A 16,141-nucleotide genomic window follows, 5' to 3' on the forward strand; every position below is an offset into this window, starting at 1 on the left:
ATTGAAGCTGTTGAAGTACTGCTAGTGAGTGTGGATGGTGTGGTCGCACAAACTAAGGGGCGAGCCTAGATCATGTTATTGAAAATACTAACATTCCTCGGATTTGTGCTGACAAGCGTAACCGCATTGCAAGCGGAAGAAGACATTCTTGTGCATTTGAACACCCGCACCTTCTACGCAGGTGAGGACTTTTGGGGGCGAGACTCAGACGCAAAGTTTCTTCCAATCAATAGGCTTGATTGGCTGGACGAGTTGCTGAAGGAAATGCCTATTCTGGACAGAACTGTGATCCATATTAAGCAACTAAATCAGGATTCGGATTTTCTTATGTCGCCGACTGGTCCCGGTGGATGGTATACTAATCCAGAGCCCGTGCCAGAGCACTTGAGGCTACCGGGATATACAGTGAATACGGGCGAGGGCAGCGGATTCGGGCTTTTGCATCTCACGCCAAATTCTTCGCCAATACTGTATTCATTGCGATGCACTGCGGAGCGAGGTTCGGAAACTTATGAGTATTGCGGGCTGTCAGTACGCTATCCACTTGATCCTCGGGTCATTGTGCTGACCCGTATCTACAATCCCCCGTCGACGGACCAATTGGACGCGTTCTTCAAAGAAGTCGCCGAGCTTACGGTCAGTATCGCGCTATGTTTGGATGTTACAGATAAGAATGAAAAAAACGCACAACAATCAGTGCGTGAATACTTGACCGAGGAGGCTGAAATTCGCTGTGCAGACGGGTTAACGTCTTAAGCTTAAACCGGGTTTCAGGCGCTGGATTGCGGTGTTGAACTCAAGAGTGCGAAACATACAGCCCTCTAGCCAACTTCCCCCTTGCCAAACCCCACCAACCCCTGTAGATCGCGCGAGTTCTCAATAAGAACATCAAGGCGGGGTGATTCCCGCCTTTTGGGTTCGATGAGGGTTGGCGATGCGCGCTTGTCCTCCTCTCAACCTCAACGCCTGATAAAAGGCTGTTATTATGCAAAGCCAAAATATCCGTATTCGGCTGAAGGCATTTGACTATCGCGTTCTGGATGCCAGCACGCAAGAGATCGTCAACACTGCCAAGCGGACCGGCGCGAACGTGCGCGGCCCGATCCCGCTGCCGAACAAGATCGAGAAGTTCACGGTTCTCCGTGGCCCTCACGTTGACAAGAAATCCCGCGACCAGTTCGAGATCCGCACGCACAAGCGTCTGCTCGACATCGTTGATCCGACCCCCCAGACCGTTGACGCGCTGATGAAGCTCGACCTCGCTGCTGGTGTGGACGTCGAGATCAAGCTGCAGTCGTAAGATCGGAGGGTATAGATTATGCGCTCTGGTATTATCGCAAAAAAAGTTGGCATGACCCGCCTGTTCATGGAAGACGGCAAGCAGATCCCTGTGACCGTTCTTCACCTGGACAACCTGCAGGTTGTTGCACAGCGTACCGCTGACAAAGACGGCTACACCGCCGTTCAGCTGGGTGCCGGTGCTGCCAAGGCAAAACGCACCTCGAAGGCCATGCGCGGTCACTACGCCGCTGCCAAGGTCGAGCCCAAGCGTAAGCTGGCCGAGTTCCGCGTCTCCGAAGATGGCCTGATCGAAGTGGGCGCCGAGATTTCGGCAGAACACTTCCTGGAAGGTCAGAAAGTTGACGTTTCGGGTACCTCGATCGGTAAAGGCTTTGCCGGTGCAATGAAGCGCCACAACTTCGGTGGTCTGCGCGCCTCGCACGGTGTTTCGATCAGCCACCGTTCGCACGGTTCGACCGGTCAGTGTCAGGACCCGGGCAAGGTGTTCAAAGGCAAGAAGATGGCCGGTCACATGGGTGCTGCCCGTGTTACCACCCAGAACCTGGAAGTCGTCAAAACCGACGCCGACCGTGGTCTGGTCTTCATCAAAGGCGCCGTTCCCGGACCGAAATCGGGCTGGGTCACCGTCAAGGACGCCGTCAAGAAGAAAGCACCGGAAGGCCTGCCTTTCCCGGCTGCTGTGAAATCGGCTGCAACCGAAGCACCTGCGGAAGAAGCACCCGCGGAAGGTGGTGAAGCATGAAACTTGATGTAATCAATCTGGACGGCGGCAAAGCCGGCAACATCGAGCTGGATGCAGACCTGTTCGGCCTGGAGCCGCGCGCGGACATCCTGCACCGTGTGGTCCGTTGGCAGCGCAACAACGCGCAGGCCGGCACCCACAAGGTGAAGACCCGCTCGGAAACCAGCTACTCGACCAAGAAGATCTATCGCCAGAAGGGCACCGGTGGCGCTCGTCACGGTGACCGCAACGCGCCGATCTTCCGCAAGGGTGGTATCTACAAGGGCCCGACCCCTCGTTCGCACGGCCACGACCTGCCGAAGAAGTTCCGCAAGCTTGGCCTGCGCCACGCTCTGTCGGCCAAAGCCAAGGCAGGTGAACTGGTTGTGATCGAGAACGCCGAAGCCGAAGGCAAGACCGCCGCTCTGGCCAAACAGGTTGCAAACCTGGGCTGGAAACGCGCTCTGGTCATCGACGGCGCGACCGTGAACGAAGGTTTCCTGAAGGCGTCGCGCAACATCGAAGGTCTGGATATCCTGCCGTCGATGGGTGCAAACGTTTATGACATCCTCAAGCGTGACACCCTGGTGCTCACCAAAGCGGCTGTCGAAGCACTGGAGGCTCGTCTGAAATGAGCGCGAAGGCAGAACACTACGACGTGATCCGCAAGCCGATCATCACCGAAAAGTCGACCATGGCGTCCGAGAACGGCGCGATTGTCTTTGAAGTGGCGATCGACAGCAACAAACCGCAGATCAAAGAAGCGGTTGAATCGCTGTTTGGTGTCAAGGTGAAGGCGGTGAACACCACCATCACCAAAGGCAAGGTCAAGCGGTTCCGTGGCCAGTTGGGCAAGCGGAAAGACGTCAAAAAAGCATATGTAACCCTGGAAGAGGGTAACACCATCGACGTGTCGACCGGTCTCTGATCCGGTTACACCAAACGGTGAGAACATGATCAGGCTTCGCCCCCGAATGGTGGGCGGAGCCTTTTTACGTTTGGGTCAGGAAGCTGCCATGTCCAGGGCAGGAACGAGTGTCTCACGGCAAGCCGTTAGCGTTTTGTTACCGGCGTTCTTTCGCCGCTAACCCGTGACAGGGGAGCGGACAGCGTTATCTTCAGTAGTGAACGGGGCAAAAGGTTGAAGATCATTCTGTTGATTGGGCGGTGACTATGGGGTGGTACGCCCAAGCGTTTTGACTGATGGCCGAATACTTCGGAAATTATAGGTACGGTCAAATGAACAAACGTGGAGGAAACAAATCAATCTCTGTAAATTCGGACCGTTTTGCGCGCAGGCAGGGGTCCGTTACCCAGCGCTTGCTGGGGCTTTTTATGGGGTCAGTGGACCCTGCCGATGACGCGGTTTCAGGGTCCCAAACCGAAGCCAAACGCAATCAGTTACTGGGGCAGATGCGGGCTTTCAGCGCCGAGCCATACTTTCAGATCGCTGATGAAAATCTCGGGCTTTTGTCCGTATTCGATGATCTGAAATATGACAGGGCGGATGTCGACATGGTTTCTCCGGCGATGCGGAGACATGTTTTCGGCAAGCTTGGGCCGCTGGGGTTTCGTCAGATCTCGGGCACGGTACTAGAACATCCGCAGGCTGATATGCGCGTGTACATCCCCAAGTTCCACGCCCTTGGGGCGTCGCCCTTCGATATCATCCGCTATACCGACAAACGGCCGCAGGATTTTTGCCTGCTAACGCCGACCCAGGTGGCCTGTCAGTTCATCGACCATTACGAGTTGGATGACGCAGTGCAGAGGGTCGAAGCGCTGATTGTGAAGCATCCGATCAACCTGCTCAAGCTGGCGGATTATCTTGAGGGGAAACCCAGGCACCGCGCTTTTCGCGAGGTGTTGGGCCATATCAAACTAAAGCAGCGCATTGCGGTTGAATCTGAACCGCTGTGTCGCAGGCGGTCATTGGGGTGATCGTCGATCTGGGTCTTTGATGTTTCGTTCAATCCGCCTGACGTCCTGCGGACGCAAGGAACGCCTGCCAACCCTCGGCACCGCCAAGTGCGCGCATCTTTTCATGCAGCAGGGGTCCGTAGATTTTCCACATACGTTTACGCAGCTCTTTGCCCTTGCCTGTAATCTGCAGCATTTTACCGCGCCTGTCTCCGGCATAAGATACGAATTCGATTAGCCCCTCAGAAACCATCCGTCTGCTGAGATGAGACAGGTTCGACTGCTCAAAAATGGTGTCTTGAGCAAGTTCAAAAGGGCGCAGCTTTCCTCCGTGCCGCTCAAGCGACCATAGCAAGTCATACCATTTCAGAGGCGGCAGGCCCGCATCTTTCAAGGCTGCACTGATTTCTGATTGGATAAGCCGGGTTGTCCGGTTCATGGCCACCCAGATGTCTGTTTCCAATGGGGTTGGCAGATCGTTCTTCACAACTTTGTGTTAGCTCCAAATCTTATTGCTGTTGGCTGCAAATTCAACTAGATGAAAATTCATCTAAAAACCAGCCCCATTGCAGATGAAAGGAACATCACGATGACTTTCAAATCTATGATCGCAGCCGTTGCCGTAACTGTCGCCGTCACCCCGGCCTTTGCGCAGACCTACAAAACCGACCAGGGGCATACCGAGGTGCGCTTTGGCTGGAGCCATGCAGGCGTGTCCAACCAGCATGCCGAGTTCACCAAGGCCGAAGGCGTGCTGGACCTGAACGCGGATGATGTCGAGGCATCGACCCTGAACGTGACAATTGACACAAACAGCCTGTCGTCGGGCTTTGGCCCGCTGGACGACCACCTGAAGTCGGCGGATTTCTTTGAGGTCGAAACCTACCCCGAGATCACCTTTGTCAGCACCGGGATCACGCGGACCGGAGACACCACGGCGGATGTGACCGGTGACCTGACCATCCACGGCGTGACCAAACCCGTGACCTTGAAGGCGACTCTGACCCATCAGGGCGAGCACCCGCTGGGCAGCGCCATCGAATATTACGCGGGCGATTGGGTGGCCTTCACGGCAGAGGGCGAGATTGACCACATGGAGTTCGGTGTAGGGCCCTTCTCGACCGGGCCGATCAGCATCATAATTGCGACCGAGATGAAGGCGGACGGCTAATATTACGGTCGACCGAGCCGACGGGCTGGCGTCAAAAAACACATATGTACGTGGAACGGATGACGCCATCGGCGATTTCACTTGCCAAGATCTGACCCGACATCGGACAATCGAACAAGGCCCCCGTGACTTCGGAGGCCTTTTTTGAGCGGCAGCACCATAAATTGAACGCCAAACATCGCGATTGGTCCAGAATCAGGTTGCTATGTCGGTGTGGTCGTCTATCCGGTGTGCTGAAAGAAAAAGATATGGCAGGCACATGACGGAAACCAATCTATCGACCTCGGCAAAGCCGGATGTGACCGCCGCGCGTGACTGGGTGAAGACGCTTGCCAAATATCGCGAACCGAACCAGTTGCGCAGTTGGTTCGAGCTTGGCGTCAGCATCATCCCATTCATCGCATTGTGGGCAGTGTCGTGGATGTTCCTGTCCGTCAGCTATTGGCTTGCTTTTGCAGTCTCAGTCCTCAACGCGGCATTCCTGTTGCGCCTGTTTGCCATTCAGCACGATTGCGGGCACGGGGCTTTCTTCACGAACCGAACGGTCAGTGACTGGGTCGGGCGGGTGATCGGAGTGCTGACCCTGACGCCCTATGATGTTTGGCGTCGTACGCATTCCACGCACCACAACTCTTCGGGCAATCTGGACAAGCGGGGGATGGGTGACATCCACACGCTGACGGTGGCCGAATACCGTGCGATGACGTCGATGAACCGTTTTTGGTATCGGGTGTATCGGCACCCGATTACCCTGTTTGGCTTTGGTCCCGGGTATCTGTTCCTGTTTCAGAACCGGCTGCCGCTTGGCCTGACGGGTATTCCGAAATTCTGGGTCAGTGCAATGGTTACAAATCTTGCCATTATGATCGTGCTGGGAGGCATCTACTATTTTGGTGGCGTGATGCCGATGTTGCTGATTTTCCTGCCCTCGACCCTGATTGCCGCTGCGGCCGGTGTCTGGTTGTTCTACGTCCAACACCAATTCGAAGAGACGCAATGGGATCCCGATAAGGATTGGCAACTGCACGAGGCTGCCCTGCACGGAAGCTCTCATTACATCCTGCCGTCGGTATTGCAGTGGTTCAGCGCCAATATCGGCATCCACCATGTGCACCACCTCTACAGCCGCATTCCGTTCTATCGCCTGACCGAAGTGCTGCGCGATCATGATGAGCTTGCCAACAGCAACCAGATGACCATCCGAGAGAGCCTCGCCAACGCGCGCCTGCACCTGTGGGATGAGAAGAGCCGGCGCCTGTTGTCCTTCGCCGAGGCCCGCGCGCTCTATGGGTGAGGGGTAGGTTCCGCCGCCAGTTGGGTTTGCGGAAAGCAGCCGTTGCTCCGGGCGCGTGATGCGGATAGCGTCAACTTCATGAAACATGTCCCCAAAGAAACGACAGATGAGGCCCTTATTCAGGAATTTCTGGATAAAGGAGGCAAAGTCAGCATTGGCAAAACCAAACCTGCGCCCGCTGAGCTGGGTTTGAGCAAAAATGTCTGGAACGCCAAACTGACCAAAGAAGAGAAGGCCGCGCGCGACAAGAAGTGATCGTGCGAGGCCGGTTGGCTAAGCAGAAAGACCTCCAGCAAGCTCATGTAACCCTGAAGGGGGGTAACACCATCGACGGGTCCAACGGTCTCTGATCGGACCCGTCTTTGGAGTGAGATAAAGGCCCCCGCGAAAGCGGGAGTTTTTGTGAACATGGTGAAACTACGTGTAGTGTTTCTTCGGAGACTTAAACTCTTGAATTTCATCTACTGATCCAAAGAATGTACCGTCTGACATTAGGCTGCCGTTTTGTGGCATTCTAAAGTCATCAAGTTCGCTCTCCACCCGCTCGAAGCCCAATAGTGCGTCTTCCGAGCCATTTATCGTATCGCGAATGAGAGAAAAAATACTCAAATCGATTCCGACGTAGATATCTTCCATCTCCGAAATTTCAGGGTGAAACCGGGTAACAACAAACGCTCTATCCCTGATTGTAACAAGGTCAAGGTCAAGTGACCGACTTTCTGTGATGTCTGCACCGATGAGTTGTTGGGCTGTATCAATCATTCCCATTGCGGCTAGCCAAGCACTATAGTTTCTGCGGAGAACCCAGCTAGGCGGCAATTTCATACCTATTGCGGATTCATCTCCTGGTGGGTCTACGAAAAATAGAGCGCTTTGCGTATTGCTTGATGCTTCGCGGAAACATGAATACGTGGCGTATCCCTTAGTGGCAGGTGGAGAAACTGCGCTAAGCCAAGGAGCAACTTGTTTTTCAAGGGCGGGTTTAAGAACTTGTTTTACCTTGGAAGGATTGTTTTCTTGCAGCGAAAAAGAAGCCTTCGCTTCAAGAATAATGCGTTCATGAGAGGAGTTTTCGAAAAGAAAATCTGCCACCGTACCAATTTTATTAGCCCGCTTGTGCGCAATAACGTCCGGGTCGGTAGCTAGATGACTCACGAAATCGTATCCGATGCTCTGGGCGAATAAAACTGAGATTCCTTGCCCTAGCCGGGCGCTCATGCTGGTTTGGGAAACATCGTTAAGCAGCCTGGATCCACCATCTACCAACCTCAAGTTTCCTCCCATATTTGGGTAAAGAACATGGTGGCATTGGAGGAGAAACCCAAGGCTTGGCAGAAATCTACTTTTTGTTATTAGGAAGTCAGTTTTTACAACTGCTTGGGCAAGCTGCCAGCCTGAAAACTCGAGTGCAGGTCTAGCATTTGCAAAGTGAGCCCACTGAGGTCGATCTGGGAGCCTCTTCATCAAAATGTCGCTCCTTAACCACTCGTATACTTCGAGCTCCTTTCTCCCAAATTGGCTGATTAGTGATTTTAACATCAATGTGTTACCCATTTTCAAGTATGGAATGACTTCACCTTATTGGCGTAGTGGAGTTGAAATGAGTGAGCAACTCTTTCAGAGCGTTTTTAGGTGCGCGAAGATAATCTGCCGCACCCTATAGACACCCACACCCAACCCTGTTAAACGCTCCCAATCTTGCGGCCTCGGATTCGTTCCGGGGCCTCTGATATTTGAAACCGGGGACCTTCGGGGCCCTATACCTTTGGCACCTACGGGGGCCTATCACATAGCGGGGGAATTCCCTGCACTTGCTAAACGGAAGACAGAAAGCATGGCACTCAAGTCGTACAAGCCGACGACGCCGGGCCAGCGCGGGCTGGTGCTGATCGACCGTTCGGAGCTTTGGAAAGGACGTCCGGTCAAGTCTCTCACAGAGGGTTTGACCAAATCGGGCGGCCGGAACAACACCGGACGGATCACTTCACGCCGCCGCGGCGGTGGCGCAAAGCGTCTCTACCGGATCGTTGACTTCAAACGGAATAAATTTGATGTCGCGGCAACCGTCGAACGGATCGAATATGACCCGAACCGGACCGCATTCATCGCACTGGTAAAATACGAAGACGGCGAGCAGGCATATATCCTGGCTCCGCAGCGTCTGGCTGTTGGTGATAAAGTCGTGGCATCCGCCAAGGCTGACATCAAGCCGGGCAACGCAATGCCGTTCTCGGGCATGCCCATTGGTACCATCGTCCACAACATCGAGATGAAGCCTGGCAAAGGCGGTCAGATCGCACGTGCGGCCGGTACTTACGCTCAGTTCGTTGGCCGCGATGGCGGCTACGCTCAGATCCGTCTGAGCTCGGGCGAGCTGCGCATGGTCCGTCAGGAATGCATGGCCACCGTCGGTGCCGTGTCCAACCCCGACAACAGCAACCAGAACCTCGGTAAAGCCGGTCGTATGCGCCACAAGGGCGTTCGTCCGTCGGTTCGTGGTGTTGCAATGAACCCGATCGATCACCCGCACGGTGGTGGTGAAGGTCGTACCTCGGGTGGCCGTACGCCGGTTACTCCGTGGGGTAAGGACACCAAGGGTAAGCGTACCCGCAACAAGAACAAAGCGTCCCAGAAGCTGATCATCCGCTCGCGGCACGCCAAGAAGAAGGGACGTTAATCTATGTCTCGCTCTGTTTGGAAGGGTCCTTTCGTCGATGCTTACGTGCTGAAAAAAGCCGAAGCAGCACGCGAGTCGGGCCGTAACGAAGTCATCAAAATCTGGTCGCGTCGTTCCACCATTCTGCCCCAGTTCGTGGGTCTGACCTTTGGTGTGTACAACGGCCAGAAGCATATCCCGGTAAACGTCTCGGAAGACATGATCGGTCAGAAGTTCGGTGAATACTCGCCGACTCGTACCTATTACGGTCACGCCGCAGACAAAAAAGCGAAGCGGAAGTAAGTCATGGGCAAGGAAAAGAACCCCCGCCGCGTGGCTGAAAACGAAGCAATGGCGAAAACGCGCATGCTTCGCACCAGCCCGCAGAAACTGAACCTGGTTGCGCAAATGATCCGCGGCAAGAAAGTTGAGAAGGCTCTGACCGACCTGACTTTCTCGAACAAGCGTGTCGCGCAGGACGTCAAGAAGTGCCTGCAGTCCGCAATCGCGAATGCCGAAAACAACCACAATCTGGACGTTGACGAGCTGATCGTCGCCGAAGCTTGGGTTGGCAAGAACCTGGTCATGAAGCGCGGTCGTCCGCGTGCCCGTGGCCGTTTTGGCAAGATCATGAAGCCGTTCTCGGAGATCACCATCAAGGTGCGTCAAGTTGAGGAGCAAGCCTAATGGGTCATAAAGTAAATCCGATCGGCATGCGCCTGCAGGTCAACCGCACCTGGGACAGCCGCTGGTACGCCGACACCAAGGACTACGGTGATCTTCTGCTGGAAGACCTCAAGATCCGTGAGTTCATCAACAAAGAGTGCAAGCAGGCCGGTGTTGCCCGTGTGATCATCGAACGCCCACACAAGAAGTGCCGCGTTACGATCCACACTGCACGTCCCGGTGTCATCATCGGCAAGAAAGGTGCAGACATCGAAGTTCTGCGCAAAAAGCTTGCTCGTATGACCGACAGCGAACTGCACCTGAACATCGTCGAAGTGCGCAAGCCCGAGCTTGACGCGCAGCTGGTTGCCGAGTCCATCGCTCAGCAGCTGGAGCGCCGCGTCTCGTTCCGCCGCGCGATGAAGCGTTCGGTTCAGAACGCCATGCGCATGGGCGCCCTGGGTATCCGGGTGAACGTCGCGGGTCGTCTGGGCGGCGCCGAAATCGCACGGACCGAGTGGTACCGCGAAGGCCGCGTGCCTCTGCACACCCTGCGTGCCGACATCGATTACGCACATGCCGAAGCGATGACCCCCTACGGGATCATCGGGATCAAGGTCTGGATCTTCAAAGGTGAGATCATGGAGCACGATCCGCAGGCACGTGACCGTAAAGCACAGGAACTCCAGGACGGCCCTGCACCTCGTGGTGCTGGTGGCGGTCGTCGCTAAGGAGGGAAAGATATGCTTCAACCAAAGCGTACTAAATTCCGCAAGATGCACAAAGGCCGGATCAAGGGTCTCGCCAAGGGCGGCTCTGATCTGAACTTTGGCACCTACGGCCTGAAAGCTCTTGAGCCTGAGCGTGTAACTGCACGCCAGATCGAAGCTGCACGTCGTGCCATGACGCGTCATATGAAGCGTCAGGGTCGTGTCTGGATCCGCATCTTCCCCGACACTCCGGTCACTGCAAAGCCGATCGAAGTTCGTATGGGTAAAGGTAAAGGTTCGGTCGACCGCTGGGCATGCAAAGTCAAGCCTGGCCGCGTGATGTTCGAGATCGACGGCGTCAATGACGACATCGCCCGCGAGGCCCTGCGCCTGGCCGCGATGAAGCTGCCGATCAAGACTCGCGTCGTGGTTCGCGAAGACTGGTAAGCGATTGGGGGGCTACCCCGTTCGGTAAAAGATTGACCCCCGTCGGGATACCGGCGGGGGTTTTGCGTTCTCGGTGTCAGACGCAGGTTGTGGGACTTAAACCATCAATGGCCACATGCCGGTTTACAGACTCGTGACTGGCAATCGGCAGACAGGCGTGGCTAAAGTCGGACGAACCCTCTCTGCCATCGAGTAGGATACTGATGCTAAGTTTTATCCTCCGCCATTTCGTTCTGTTGTTTCTGATGGCCGTTGGTACCGTGGTCGCCCCCGCAAAAACCTGGGCCGCGTCGCCCGAGGTGAACTTAGGGTATTTCAACAAGCTTGCGATGAACGGATATGACGTCATGACTTATTGGCAACGCGGTGATCCGCAAAAGGGCGATCCTGAGATTACGGCTCAGCACAATGGCGCCACCTGGGTGTTTCTGAGTGAAGAAAACCGTCAGGCTTTTCTGTCTGAACCGGCGAAGTATGCTCCTCAATATGGCGGATATTGCGCCTATGCGGCCAGCCAGAATGCGGTGGCCGATGTCGACCCGTTCGCATGGCGCATCTGGGACGAAAAACTGTATCTGAATTACAGCCCGCAGGTGCGGCGCATCTGGGCCAGCGATATTGATGCCAATATTGAAAAAGCAAACGAGTTCTGGCCCGATTTGCTGAAGAAATAGGGCGTTTCTGGATCCGCATCTTCCAAGATACTCCGGTCACTGCAAAGCCGGTCAATGTACGTCTGGGTAGAGTTTCAGTTGATCGCTGGGCATGCGGGCTCAAGTCGGATCACTATAAAGCTGCCGATCAAGACCTGTGTTTAGGTTCCCTAAGACTGGTAAGCGACTGGGGACCACTCGTTCGTGACAAGATTGACCCCTGTCAGGACGCCGGCAGGGGGTATTGTGTTAGTCTTTTGCGATCCATCCCACTGATGAGTGAAAAAAGTCGACCTTTGCCCATAGCCCCCATAATCTGCCCAGAGTGAATGGGAGGGTTGTATGTTTCAGCTACGCAAGAAGGTTTTTGTCAAAGAGGTCATAACCACCGACCAGTTTGGGCAACCATGCGCTCCGGTCTGCCGAGTTGCAGCTTTGGCTGTCATACAAAACCCGCTGGCCGGTAAATTCTCGGAAGACTTGTCCGAGCTTTTTGAAATTGGAGGAATGCTTGGGGCAGACCTAGCGTCCGAGGCTGTTTCTCAACTCGACCGAGCGCCGATTTCCTACGGTAAAGCAGCGATTGTGGGTGCGAATGGCGATCTCGAACAAGGTGGCGCATTGATCCATCCGAAACTCGGCGCTCCAATGCGCGCATCAGCAGGTGGAGGTGAAGCCGTCATCCCGTCGAATGCCAAACTTGGGGCACCGGGATGTGCGATTGATCTGCCCCTCGGACACAAGGACAATCCGTGGTCCTTTGACCATTTCGATACCATGACGCTGAGCATTCCCGACGCGCCGAAACCGGATGAGATTGTCATGTGTCTGGCCTACGCGGATGGCGGGCGTCCGATCCCGCGCTGCGGCTCGGGGCCAATCAAAAACTAAGGGTTGGCTGGGGCTGGCCTTGGATCAGAGCTTGGGCTATGCCCAGCCTATGGCCCAGATTGAATCACTCTTCGTTACCCGTCTTTATCGCGCAGCTTTGTCCGAGTTTGGTCCCAAGATCGACCCAGAAGAGCTGGAAAACTCTTGCCTTGTCATTGCCGAGGATGATGAGGCCGGGCAGGAATGGTGTGAGGAGAACGGCTATCCTGGTTACACCAGCTATGCCTCGCTGACCGATCTGCCGTGGCGGTTCCCGATTTTCGCCGATCTGGTTGCAGCTTTGGATCAACACGTCGCGGCCTTTGCCAAGGATTTGGAGTTTGATCTGGGCGAAGGTGAGTTGAAGCTCGAGGACCTGTGGATCAACATCCTCCCCGAGGGCGGGATGCACTCCAGCCACCTGCACCCGCACAGTGTGATTTCGGGCACCACTTATGTGGCGATGCCCGAAGGGGCCAGCGCGTTGAAGCTGGAAGACCCCCGCTCGGGCCGCATGATGGCAGCACCTACGCGTTTAAAAGATGGACGGCGGGACTTGCAGCCGTTCATCTATATGAAACCGCAGGTGGGCGACGTTCTGCTGTGGGAAAGCTGGCTGCGCCACGAGGTGCCGATGAACATGGCCGAGGAAGAGCGGATTAGTGTTAGCTTTAACTACAAGTGGGAATGAGTCCCGGTTCCCCGTACGGTAATTGGACCAGCAGAGCAATTGCGCGGCGAACAGGCGGTGTTCCTGCCAATCACATTTCACCTCGCGTTGTCGAAAAACCTTGCAATGTGAGCGGCCATGAACCATGTGGGGCACGCTTACGTTTTTCTTTTTCGACCACTGTCTCCTGAATTTTGGCGTTCAGTCTCTCGATCCAGACCGACCACGCCGCGCTGTCGCAATCCCGCGGACAGCAATTTAATAGGAGAATACGGATATGGCCAATGGCACCGTAAAATGGTTCAACGCAACTAAAGGTTTTGGCTTCATCGCACCGGAGACCGGTGGCAAAGACGTGTTTGTGCACATCTCGGCTGTTGAGCGCTCGGGTCTGACTGGCCTGGCCGACGACCAGAAAGTAACATTCGACATCGAGCCCGGCCGTGACGGTCGTGAGGCAGCTGTGAACATCGCTCTGGCGTAAGTCACTCAGACTTAGACAGTTGAAGACGCGGTCTCGTGCAAACGAGGCCGCGTTTTGCGTTTCCAACCAAAATACAAAAAATTCTGGATAGTGTTACGAAACTTCTCCGGATGAATTCGTCAAACTCAATGTGAGAAAACCTGAAGCCAACTCATATACAATCCTGTATGTTCCATGGATCACAGAGGTATCCAGTATGAAAGAAACTGAACGGGTGGTTCGCCAATTCCATGAAAGTTGGGGGATGCGGGATCCTGATCGCGGGGCCGAGGTGATTGCCGAAGATTGTCAGTTCGAAGATGTTGCTCGTGAGGAAAAGCAACTTGGCAAGCTGGCCTATAAAGAGGATTACGAGCGTTGGCGAAAGGCATTCCCGGATGGAGAATGCATCGTGGATAATGTGATCGTCAGCGAGTGCGGTGAATGGGCGATCGTAGAGTTCCACAATACCGGAACCCACACTGGTGTTCTGCATTCAAGCCTCGGTGATTTCGAACCAACCGGAAAGCGATACGAAGTGCGCTATTGCTCAGTAATGCGGGTAATAGGTGGCATGGTTGTTGAAGGACGAGACTATTATGACAGCGCCACTATCGTACGACATCTAGGCTTGGTGAAGTAAGCAGCGACTAGCCTGTTAGTGTAGGCAGAGGATTCCTAAACTTTCCCTTGCTACCTACCCGCTAACCCCCTATAGAGCGGCATCTTGCGTTCCCCCGGCTGAGTCGGGGGATTCGTATGTCTATCATTCATCCACCAGGTCAAAGGTGACCCTGATACGGGGCCTTCTGGTGTTTTGAGCAAAGGAAAAAGGCGATGAACGCCCAAGAACTGCGTGACAAGACCCCGGACCAGCTCCGCGAGGAACTGGCCAACCTGAAGAAAGAAAGCTTTAACCTGCGCTTTCAACAGGCAACCGGTCAGCTGGAAAACACTGCCGGCATCAAAGCGGCCCGCCGCAATGCTGCCCGCGTCAAAACCATTCTGAACGAAAAGGCCGCTGCCGCGGCATCGGAGGAGTAATCCTATGCCCAAGCGTATCCTGTCCGGCACCGTAACCAGCGACGCCAACGAACAGACCGTAACCGTTTCCGTCGAGCGCCGCTTTACGCATCCGGTTCTGAAGAAAACCATCCGTAAGTCCAAGAAATACCGGGCTCACGATGAAAAGAACGCCTTCAAGGTCGGCGACTCTGTACGCATCATCGAATGCGCGCCGAAATCGAAGACGAAACGTTGGGAAGTTCTGGAGGCGTAAGCTTCCGGGATTTTTCCATTTGTCGAAACCCTGGGGGATCTAACGAGACCAGCCCCCACAGGTCGGGAGAAACCACATGATCCAGATGCAGACCAATCTGGATGTCGCTGACAACTCCGGCGCACGCCGAGTTCAGTGCATCAAGGTCCTGGGTGGTTCCAAGCGTAAATACGCCTCCGTCGGCGACATCATTGTCGTCTCGGTGAAGGAAGCCATCCCACGCGGCCGCGTAAAGAAAGGTGACGTCCGTAAGGCCGTCGTCGTGCGCACCGCCAAAGAAGTCCGTCGCGAAGACGGCACCGCGATCCGTTTCGATCGCAACGCCGCCGTCATCCTGAACAACAACAACGAGCCCGTAGGTACCCGTATCTTTGGCCCCGTTGTTCGCGAACTGCGTGGCAAGAACTTCATGAAAATCATCTCGCTGGCTCCGGAGGTGCTGTAATCATGGCTGCTAAACTCCGCAAAGGCGACAAGGTCGTCGTGCTGGCCGGCAAGGACAAGGGCAAAGAGGGAACGATTACCTCGGTTGACCCGAAAGCCGGTAAAGCTGTTGTCGACGGCATCAACATCGCCATCCGCCACACCCGCCAGACCCAGAACAGCCAAGGCGGCCGTTTGCCCCAGGCAAACCCGATCGAGCTGTCGAACCTGGCACTGCTGGACGCAAACGGCAAAGCCACCCGCGTTGGCTTCCGCATGGAAGGTGACAAGAAGGTTCGCTTCGCCAAGACCACAGGGGACGTGATCGATGCTTGATAACGCAACCTATACTCCGCGTCTGAAGGCTCAGTACGCTGAAACCATCCGCCCCGCTCTGAAAGAAGAGTTCGGTTACAAGAACGACATGCAGCTGCCCAAGCTGGAAAAAATCGTTCTGAACATCGGCTGTGGTGCAGAAGCTGTCAAAGATTCCAAGAAAGCCAAAGCGGCTGTCGAGGATCTGACTGCGATTGCCGGTCAGCAGGCCGTTGCAACCAAGGCGAAAAAGTCGATCGCGGGTTTCCGCGTCCGTGAAGACATGCCGCTGGGTGCGAAAGTGACCCTGCGCGGTGACCGGATGTACGAATTCCTGGATCGTCTGATCACCATCGCGATGCCGCGCGTTCGTGACTTCCGCGGTGTTAAGCCGTCTTTCGATGGTCAGGGCAACTTTGCCATGGGCATGAAAGAGCACATCGTGTTCCCCGAAATCGACTTCGACAAAGTCGACGAAGTCTGGGGCATGGACATCGTAATTGCCACCACAGCGAAAACCGACGCTGAAGCAAAGGCACTGTTGAAAGCATTCAACATGCCCTTCAACGCATAAGCGCCGG

Annotated in this window: 26 protein-coding genes; 24 read left to right on the top strand and 2 right to left on the bottom strand. The window is 55.1% G+C overall.

The genetic code is table 11. The features are described from left to right. Positions 1 to 72: 72 nt before the first annotated feature. The 6 genes from ACR0M2_RS11300 (at position 73) to ACR0M2_RS11325 (ending at position 3,964) form a co-directional block, all read left to right on the top strand. Positions 73 to 756, top strand: a complete 684-nt coding sequence (locus ACR0M2_RS11300) for a hypothetical protein (RefSeq protein WP_480705126.1) — start codon at positions 73 to 75, stop codon at positions 754 to 756. Positions 757 to 985: 229 nt separating this feature from the next. Continuing rightward, on the top strand, positions 986 to 1,300 hold the full coding sequence (rpsJ, locus tag ACR0M2_RS11305) for a 30S ribosomal protein S10 (RefSeq protein WP_008756422.1): 315 nt from the start codon (positions 986 to 988) through the stop codon (positions 1,298 to 1,300). Positions 1,301 to 1,318: 18 nt separating this feature from the next. Continuing rightward, positions 1,319 to 2,044 carry a 50S ribosomal protein L3 gene (rplC, locus tag ACR0M2_RS11310; RefSeq protein ID WP_170351686.1) on the top strand — a complete coding sequence of 242 codons (726 nt, stop codon included), beginning with the start codon at positions 1,319 to 1,321 and terminating at the stop codon, positions 2,042 to 2,044. Continuing rightward, positions 2,041 to 2,658 carry a 50S ribosomal protein L4 gene (gene rplD / locus ACR0M2_RS11315; protein WP_170362268.1) on the top strand — a complete coding sequence of 206 codons (618 nt, stop codon included), beginning with the start codon at positions 2,041 to 2,043 and terminating at the stop codon, positions 2,656 to 2,658. Before rplC ends, rplD begins: the two co-directional genes overlap by 4 nt. Further along, complete coding sequence (locus tag ACR0M2_RS11320) at positions 2,655 to 2,951, top strand: 50S ribosomal protein L23 (protein ID WP_058272362.1); 297 nt, start codon at positions 2,655 to 2,657, stop codon at positions 2,949 to 2,951. The genes rplD and ACR0M2_RS11320 overlap by 4 nt, the downstream gene beginning before the upstream one ends. Positions 2,952 to 3,358: 407 nt before the next feature. Then, positions 3,359 to 3,964 carry a hypothetical protein gene (locus tag ACR0M2_RS11325; RefSeq protein WP_480705128.1) on the top strand — a complete coding sequence of 202 codons (606 nt, stop codon included), beginning with the start codon at positions 3,359 to 3,361 and terminating at the stop codon, positions 3,962 to 3,964. Positions 3,965 to 3,992: 28 nt separating this feature from the next. Here ACR0M2_RS11325 and ACR0M2_RS11330 read toward each other — a convergent pair whose 3' ends face one another. Beyond that, positions 3,993 to 4,430 carry a MarR family winged helix-turn-helix transcriptional regulator gene (locus ACR0M2_RS11330; RefSeq protein WP_480705130.1) on the bottom strand — a complete coding sequence of 146 codons (438 nt, stop codon included), beginning with the start codon at positions 4,428 to 4,430 and terminating at the stop codon, positions 3,993 to 3,995. 102 nt (positions 4,431 to 4,532) lie between these two features. Here ACR0M2_RS11330 and ACR0M2_RS11335 point away from each other — a divergent pair, with 102 nt between their 5' ends. The 3 genes from ACR0M2_RS11335 to ACR0M2_RS11345 all read left to right on the top strand — a co-directional run bounded on the left by ACR0M2_RS11335 (position 4,533) and on the right by ACR0M2_RS11345 (position 6,663). Continuing rightward, positions 4,533 to 5,114 (top strand): YceI family protein, encoded by a 582-nt coding sequence (locus ACR0M2_RS11335; RefSeq protein ID WP_425081861.1) that lies wholly within the window; start codon positions 4,533 to 4,535, stop codon positions 5,112 to 5,114. A gap of 259 nt (positions 5,115 to 5,373) precedes the next feature. Then, positions 5,374 to 6,408: a fatty acid desaturase gene (locus tag ACR0M2_RS11340; protein WP_425081862.1), complete on the top strand. Its 1,035-nt coding sequence runs from the start codon at positions 5,374 to 5,376 to the stop codon at positions 6,406 to 6,408. Between the two features lie 78 nt (positions 6,409 to 6,486). Then, positions 6,487 to 6,663: a hypothetical protein gene (locus tag ACR0M2_RS11345; protein ID WP_176797675.1), complete on the top strand. Its 177-nt coding sequence runs from the start codon at positions 6,487 to 6,489 to the stop codon at positions 6,661 to 6,663. Positions 6,664 to 6,825: 162 nt separating this feature from the next. Here ACR0M2_RS11345 and ACR0M2_RS11350 read toward each other — a convergent pair whose 3' ends face one another. Then, positions 6,826 to 7,563 (bottom strand): hypothetical protein, encoded by a 738-nt coding sequence (locus ACR0M2_RS11350; protein WP_226689197.1) that lies wholly within the window; start codon positions 7,561 to 7,563, stop codon positions 6,826 to 6,828. Positions 7,564 to 8,242: 679 nt separating this feature from the next. Between ACR0M2_RS11350 and rplB the strand changes: the two genes are divergently transcribed. The 15 genes from rplB (at position 8,243) to rplE (ending at position 16,134) form a co-directional block, all read left to right on the top strand. After that, positions 8,243 to 9,085, top strand: a complete 843-nt coding sequence (rplB, locus tag ACR0M2_RS11355) for a 50S ribosomal protein L2 (protein ID WP_008757664.1) — start codon at positions 8,243 to 8,245, stop codon at positions 9,083 to 9,085. Between the two features lie 3 nt (positions 9,086 to 9,088). Next, positions 9,089 to 9,367 carry a 30S ribosomal protein S19 gene (gene rpsS, locus ACR0M2_RS11360; protein ID WP_005980699.1) on the top strand — a complete coding sequence of 93 codons (279 nt, stop codon included), beginning with the start codon at positions 9,089 to 9,091 and terminating at the stop codon, positions 9,365 to 9,367. A 3-nt stretch (positions 9,368 to 9,370) separates the two neighbouring features. Beyond that, on the top strand, positions 9,371 to 9,751 hold the full coding sequence (rplV, locus tag ACR0M2_RS11365) for a 50S ribosomal protein L22 (RefSeq protein ID WP_039538267.1): 381 nt from the start codon (positions 9,371 to 9,373) through the stop codon (positions 9,749 to 9,751). Beyond that, positions 9,751 to 10,461 (top strand): 30S ribosomal protein S3, encoded by a 711-nt coding sequence (gene rpsC, locus ACR0M2_RS11370; RefSeq protein ID WP_008758042.1) that lies wholly within the window; start codon positions 9,751 to 9,753, stop codon positions 10,459 to 10,461. The genes rplV and rpsC overlap by 1 nt, the downstream gene beginning before the upstream one ends. Before the next feature lie 12 nt (positions 10,462 to 10,473). Continuing rightward, on the top strand, positions 10,474 to 10,887 hold the full coding sequence (gene rplP, locus ACR0M2_RS11375) for a 50S ribosomal protein L16 (protein WP_058283513.1): 414 nt from the start codon (positions 10,474 to 10,476) through the stop codon (positions 10,885 to 10,887). A gap of 203 nt (positions 10,888 to 11,090) precedes the next feature. Then, entirely contained in the window at positions 11,091 to 11,561 is a 471-nt protein-coding gene (locus ACR0M2_RS11380) for a YHS domain-containing (seleno)protein (RefSeq protein ID WP_480705132.1), read from the top strand. A 321-nt stretch (positions 11,562 to 11,882) separates the two neighbouring features. Next, complete coding sequence (locus ACR0M2_RS11385; RefSeq protein WP_170378411.1) at positions 11,883 to 12,431, top strand: amino acid synthesis family protein; 549 nt, start codon at positions 11,883 to 11,885, stop codon at positions 12,429 to 12,431. A 49-nt stretch (positions 12,432 to 12,480) separates the two neighbouring features. Next, entirely contained in the window at positions 12,481 to 13,101 is a 621-nt protein-coding gene (locus ACR0M2_RS11390) for a 2OG-Fe(II) oxygenase family protein (RefSeq protein WP_170414722.1), read from the top strand. Between the two features lie 256 nt (positions 13,102 to 13,357). Beyond that, the gene (locus tag ACR0M2_RS11395) at positions 13,358 to 13,564 is read left to right on the top strand and encodes a cold-shock protein (RefSeq protein ID WP_170351679.1); all 207 of its coding nucleotides are present in this window, start codon (positions 13,358 to 13,360) and stop codon (positions 13,562 to 13,564) included. Between the two features lie 196 nt (positions 13,565 to 13,760). Beyond that, positions 13,761 to 14,186 carry an ester cyclase gene (locus ACR0M2_RS11400; protein ID WP_058283509.1) on the top strand — a complete coding sequence of 142 codons (426 nt, stop codon included), beginning with the start codon at positions 13,761 to 13,763 and terminating at the stop codon, positions 14,184 to 14,186. Between the two features lie 194 nt (positions 14,187 to 14,380). Next, the gene (gene rpmC, locus ACR0M2_RS11405) at positions 14,381 to 14,587 is read left to right on the top strand and encodes a 50S ribosomal protein L29 (protein ID WP_010437082.1); all 207 of its coding nucleotides are present in this window, start codon (positions 14,381 to 14,383) and stop codon (positions 14,585 to 14,587) included. Between the two features lie 4 nt (positions 14,588 to 14,591). After that, positions 14,592 to 14,822, top strand: coding sequence for a 30S ribosomal protein S17 (gene rpsQ, locus ACR0M2_RS11410; protein WP_170351678.1), 231 nt, complete (start codon positions 14,592 to 14,594; stop codon positions 14,820 to 14,822). Between the two features lie 76 nt (positions 14,823 to 14,898). Continuing rightward, the gene (rplN, locus tag ACR0M2_RS11415; protein WP_008757934.1) at positions 14,899 to 15,267 is read left to right on the top strand and encodes a 50S ribosomal protein L14; all 369 of its coding nucleotides are present in this window, start codon (positions 14,899 to 14,901) and stop codon (positions 15,265 to 15,267) included. A gap of 2 nt (positions 15,268 to 15,269) precedes the next feature. Beyond that, positions 15,270 to 15,581, top strand: coding sequence for a 50S ribosomal protein L24 (rplX, locus tag ACR0M2_RS11420; RefSeq protein WP_008755589.1), 312 nt, complete (start codon positions 15,270 to 15,272; stop codon positions 15,579 to 15,581). After that, positions 15,574 to 16,134 carry a 50S ribosomal protein L5 gene (rplE, locus tag ACR0M2_RS11425; protein WP_170351677.1) on the top strand — a complete coding sequence of 187 codons (561 nt, stop codon included), beginning with the start codon at positions 15,574 to 15,576 and terminating at the stop codon, positions 16,132 to 16,134. The genes rplX and rplE overlap by 8 nt, the downstream gene beginning before the upstream one ends. The last annotated feature ends 7 nt before the right edge of the window (positions 16,135 to 16,141 follow it).

Source organism: Ruegeria sp. BE10 (genome assembly GCF_056538905.1).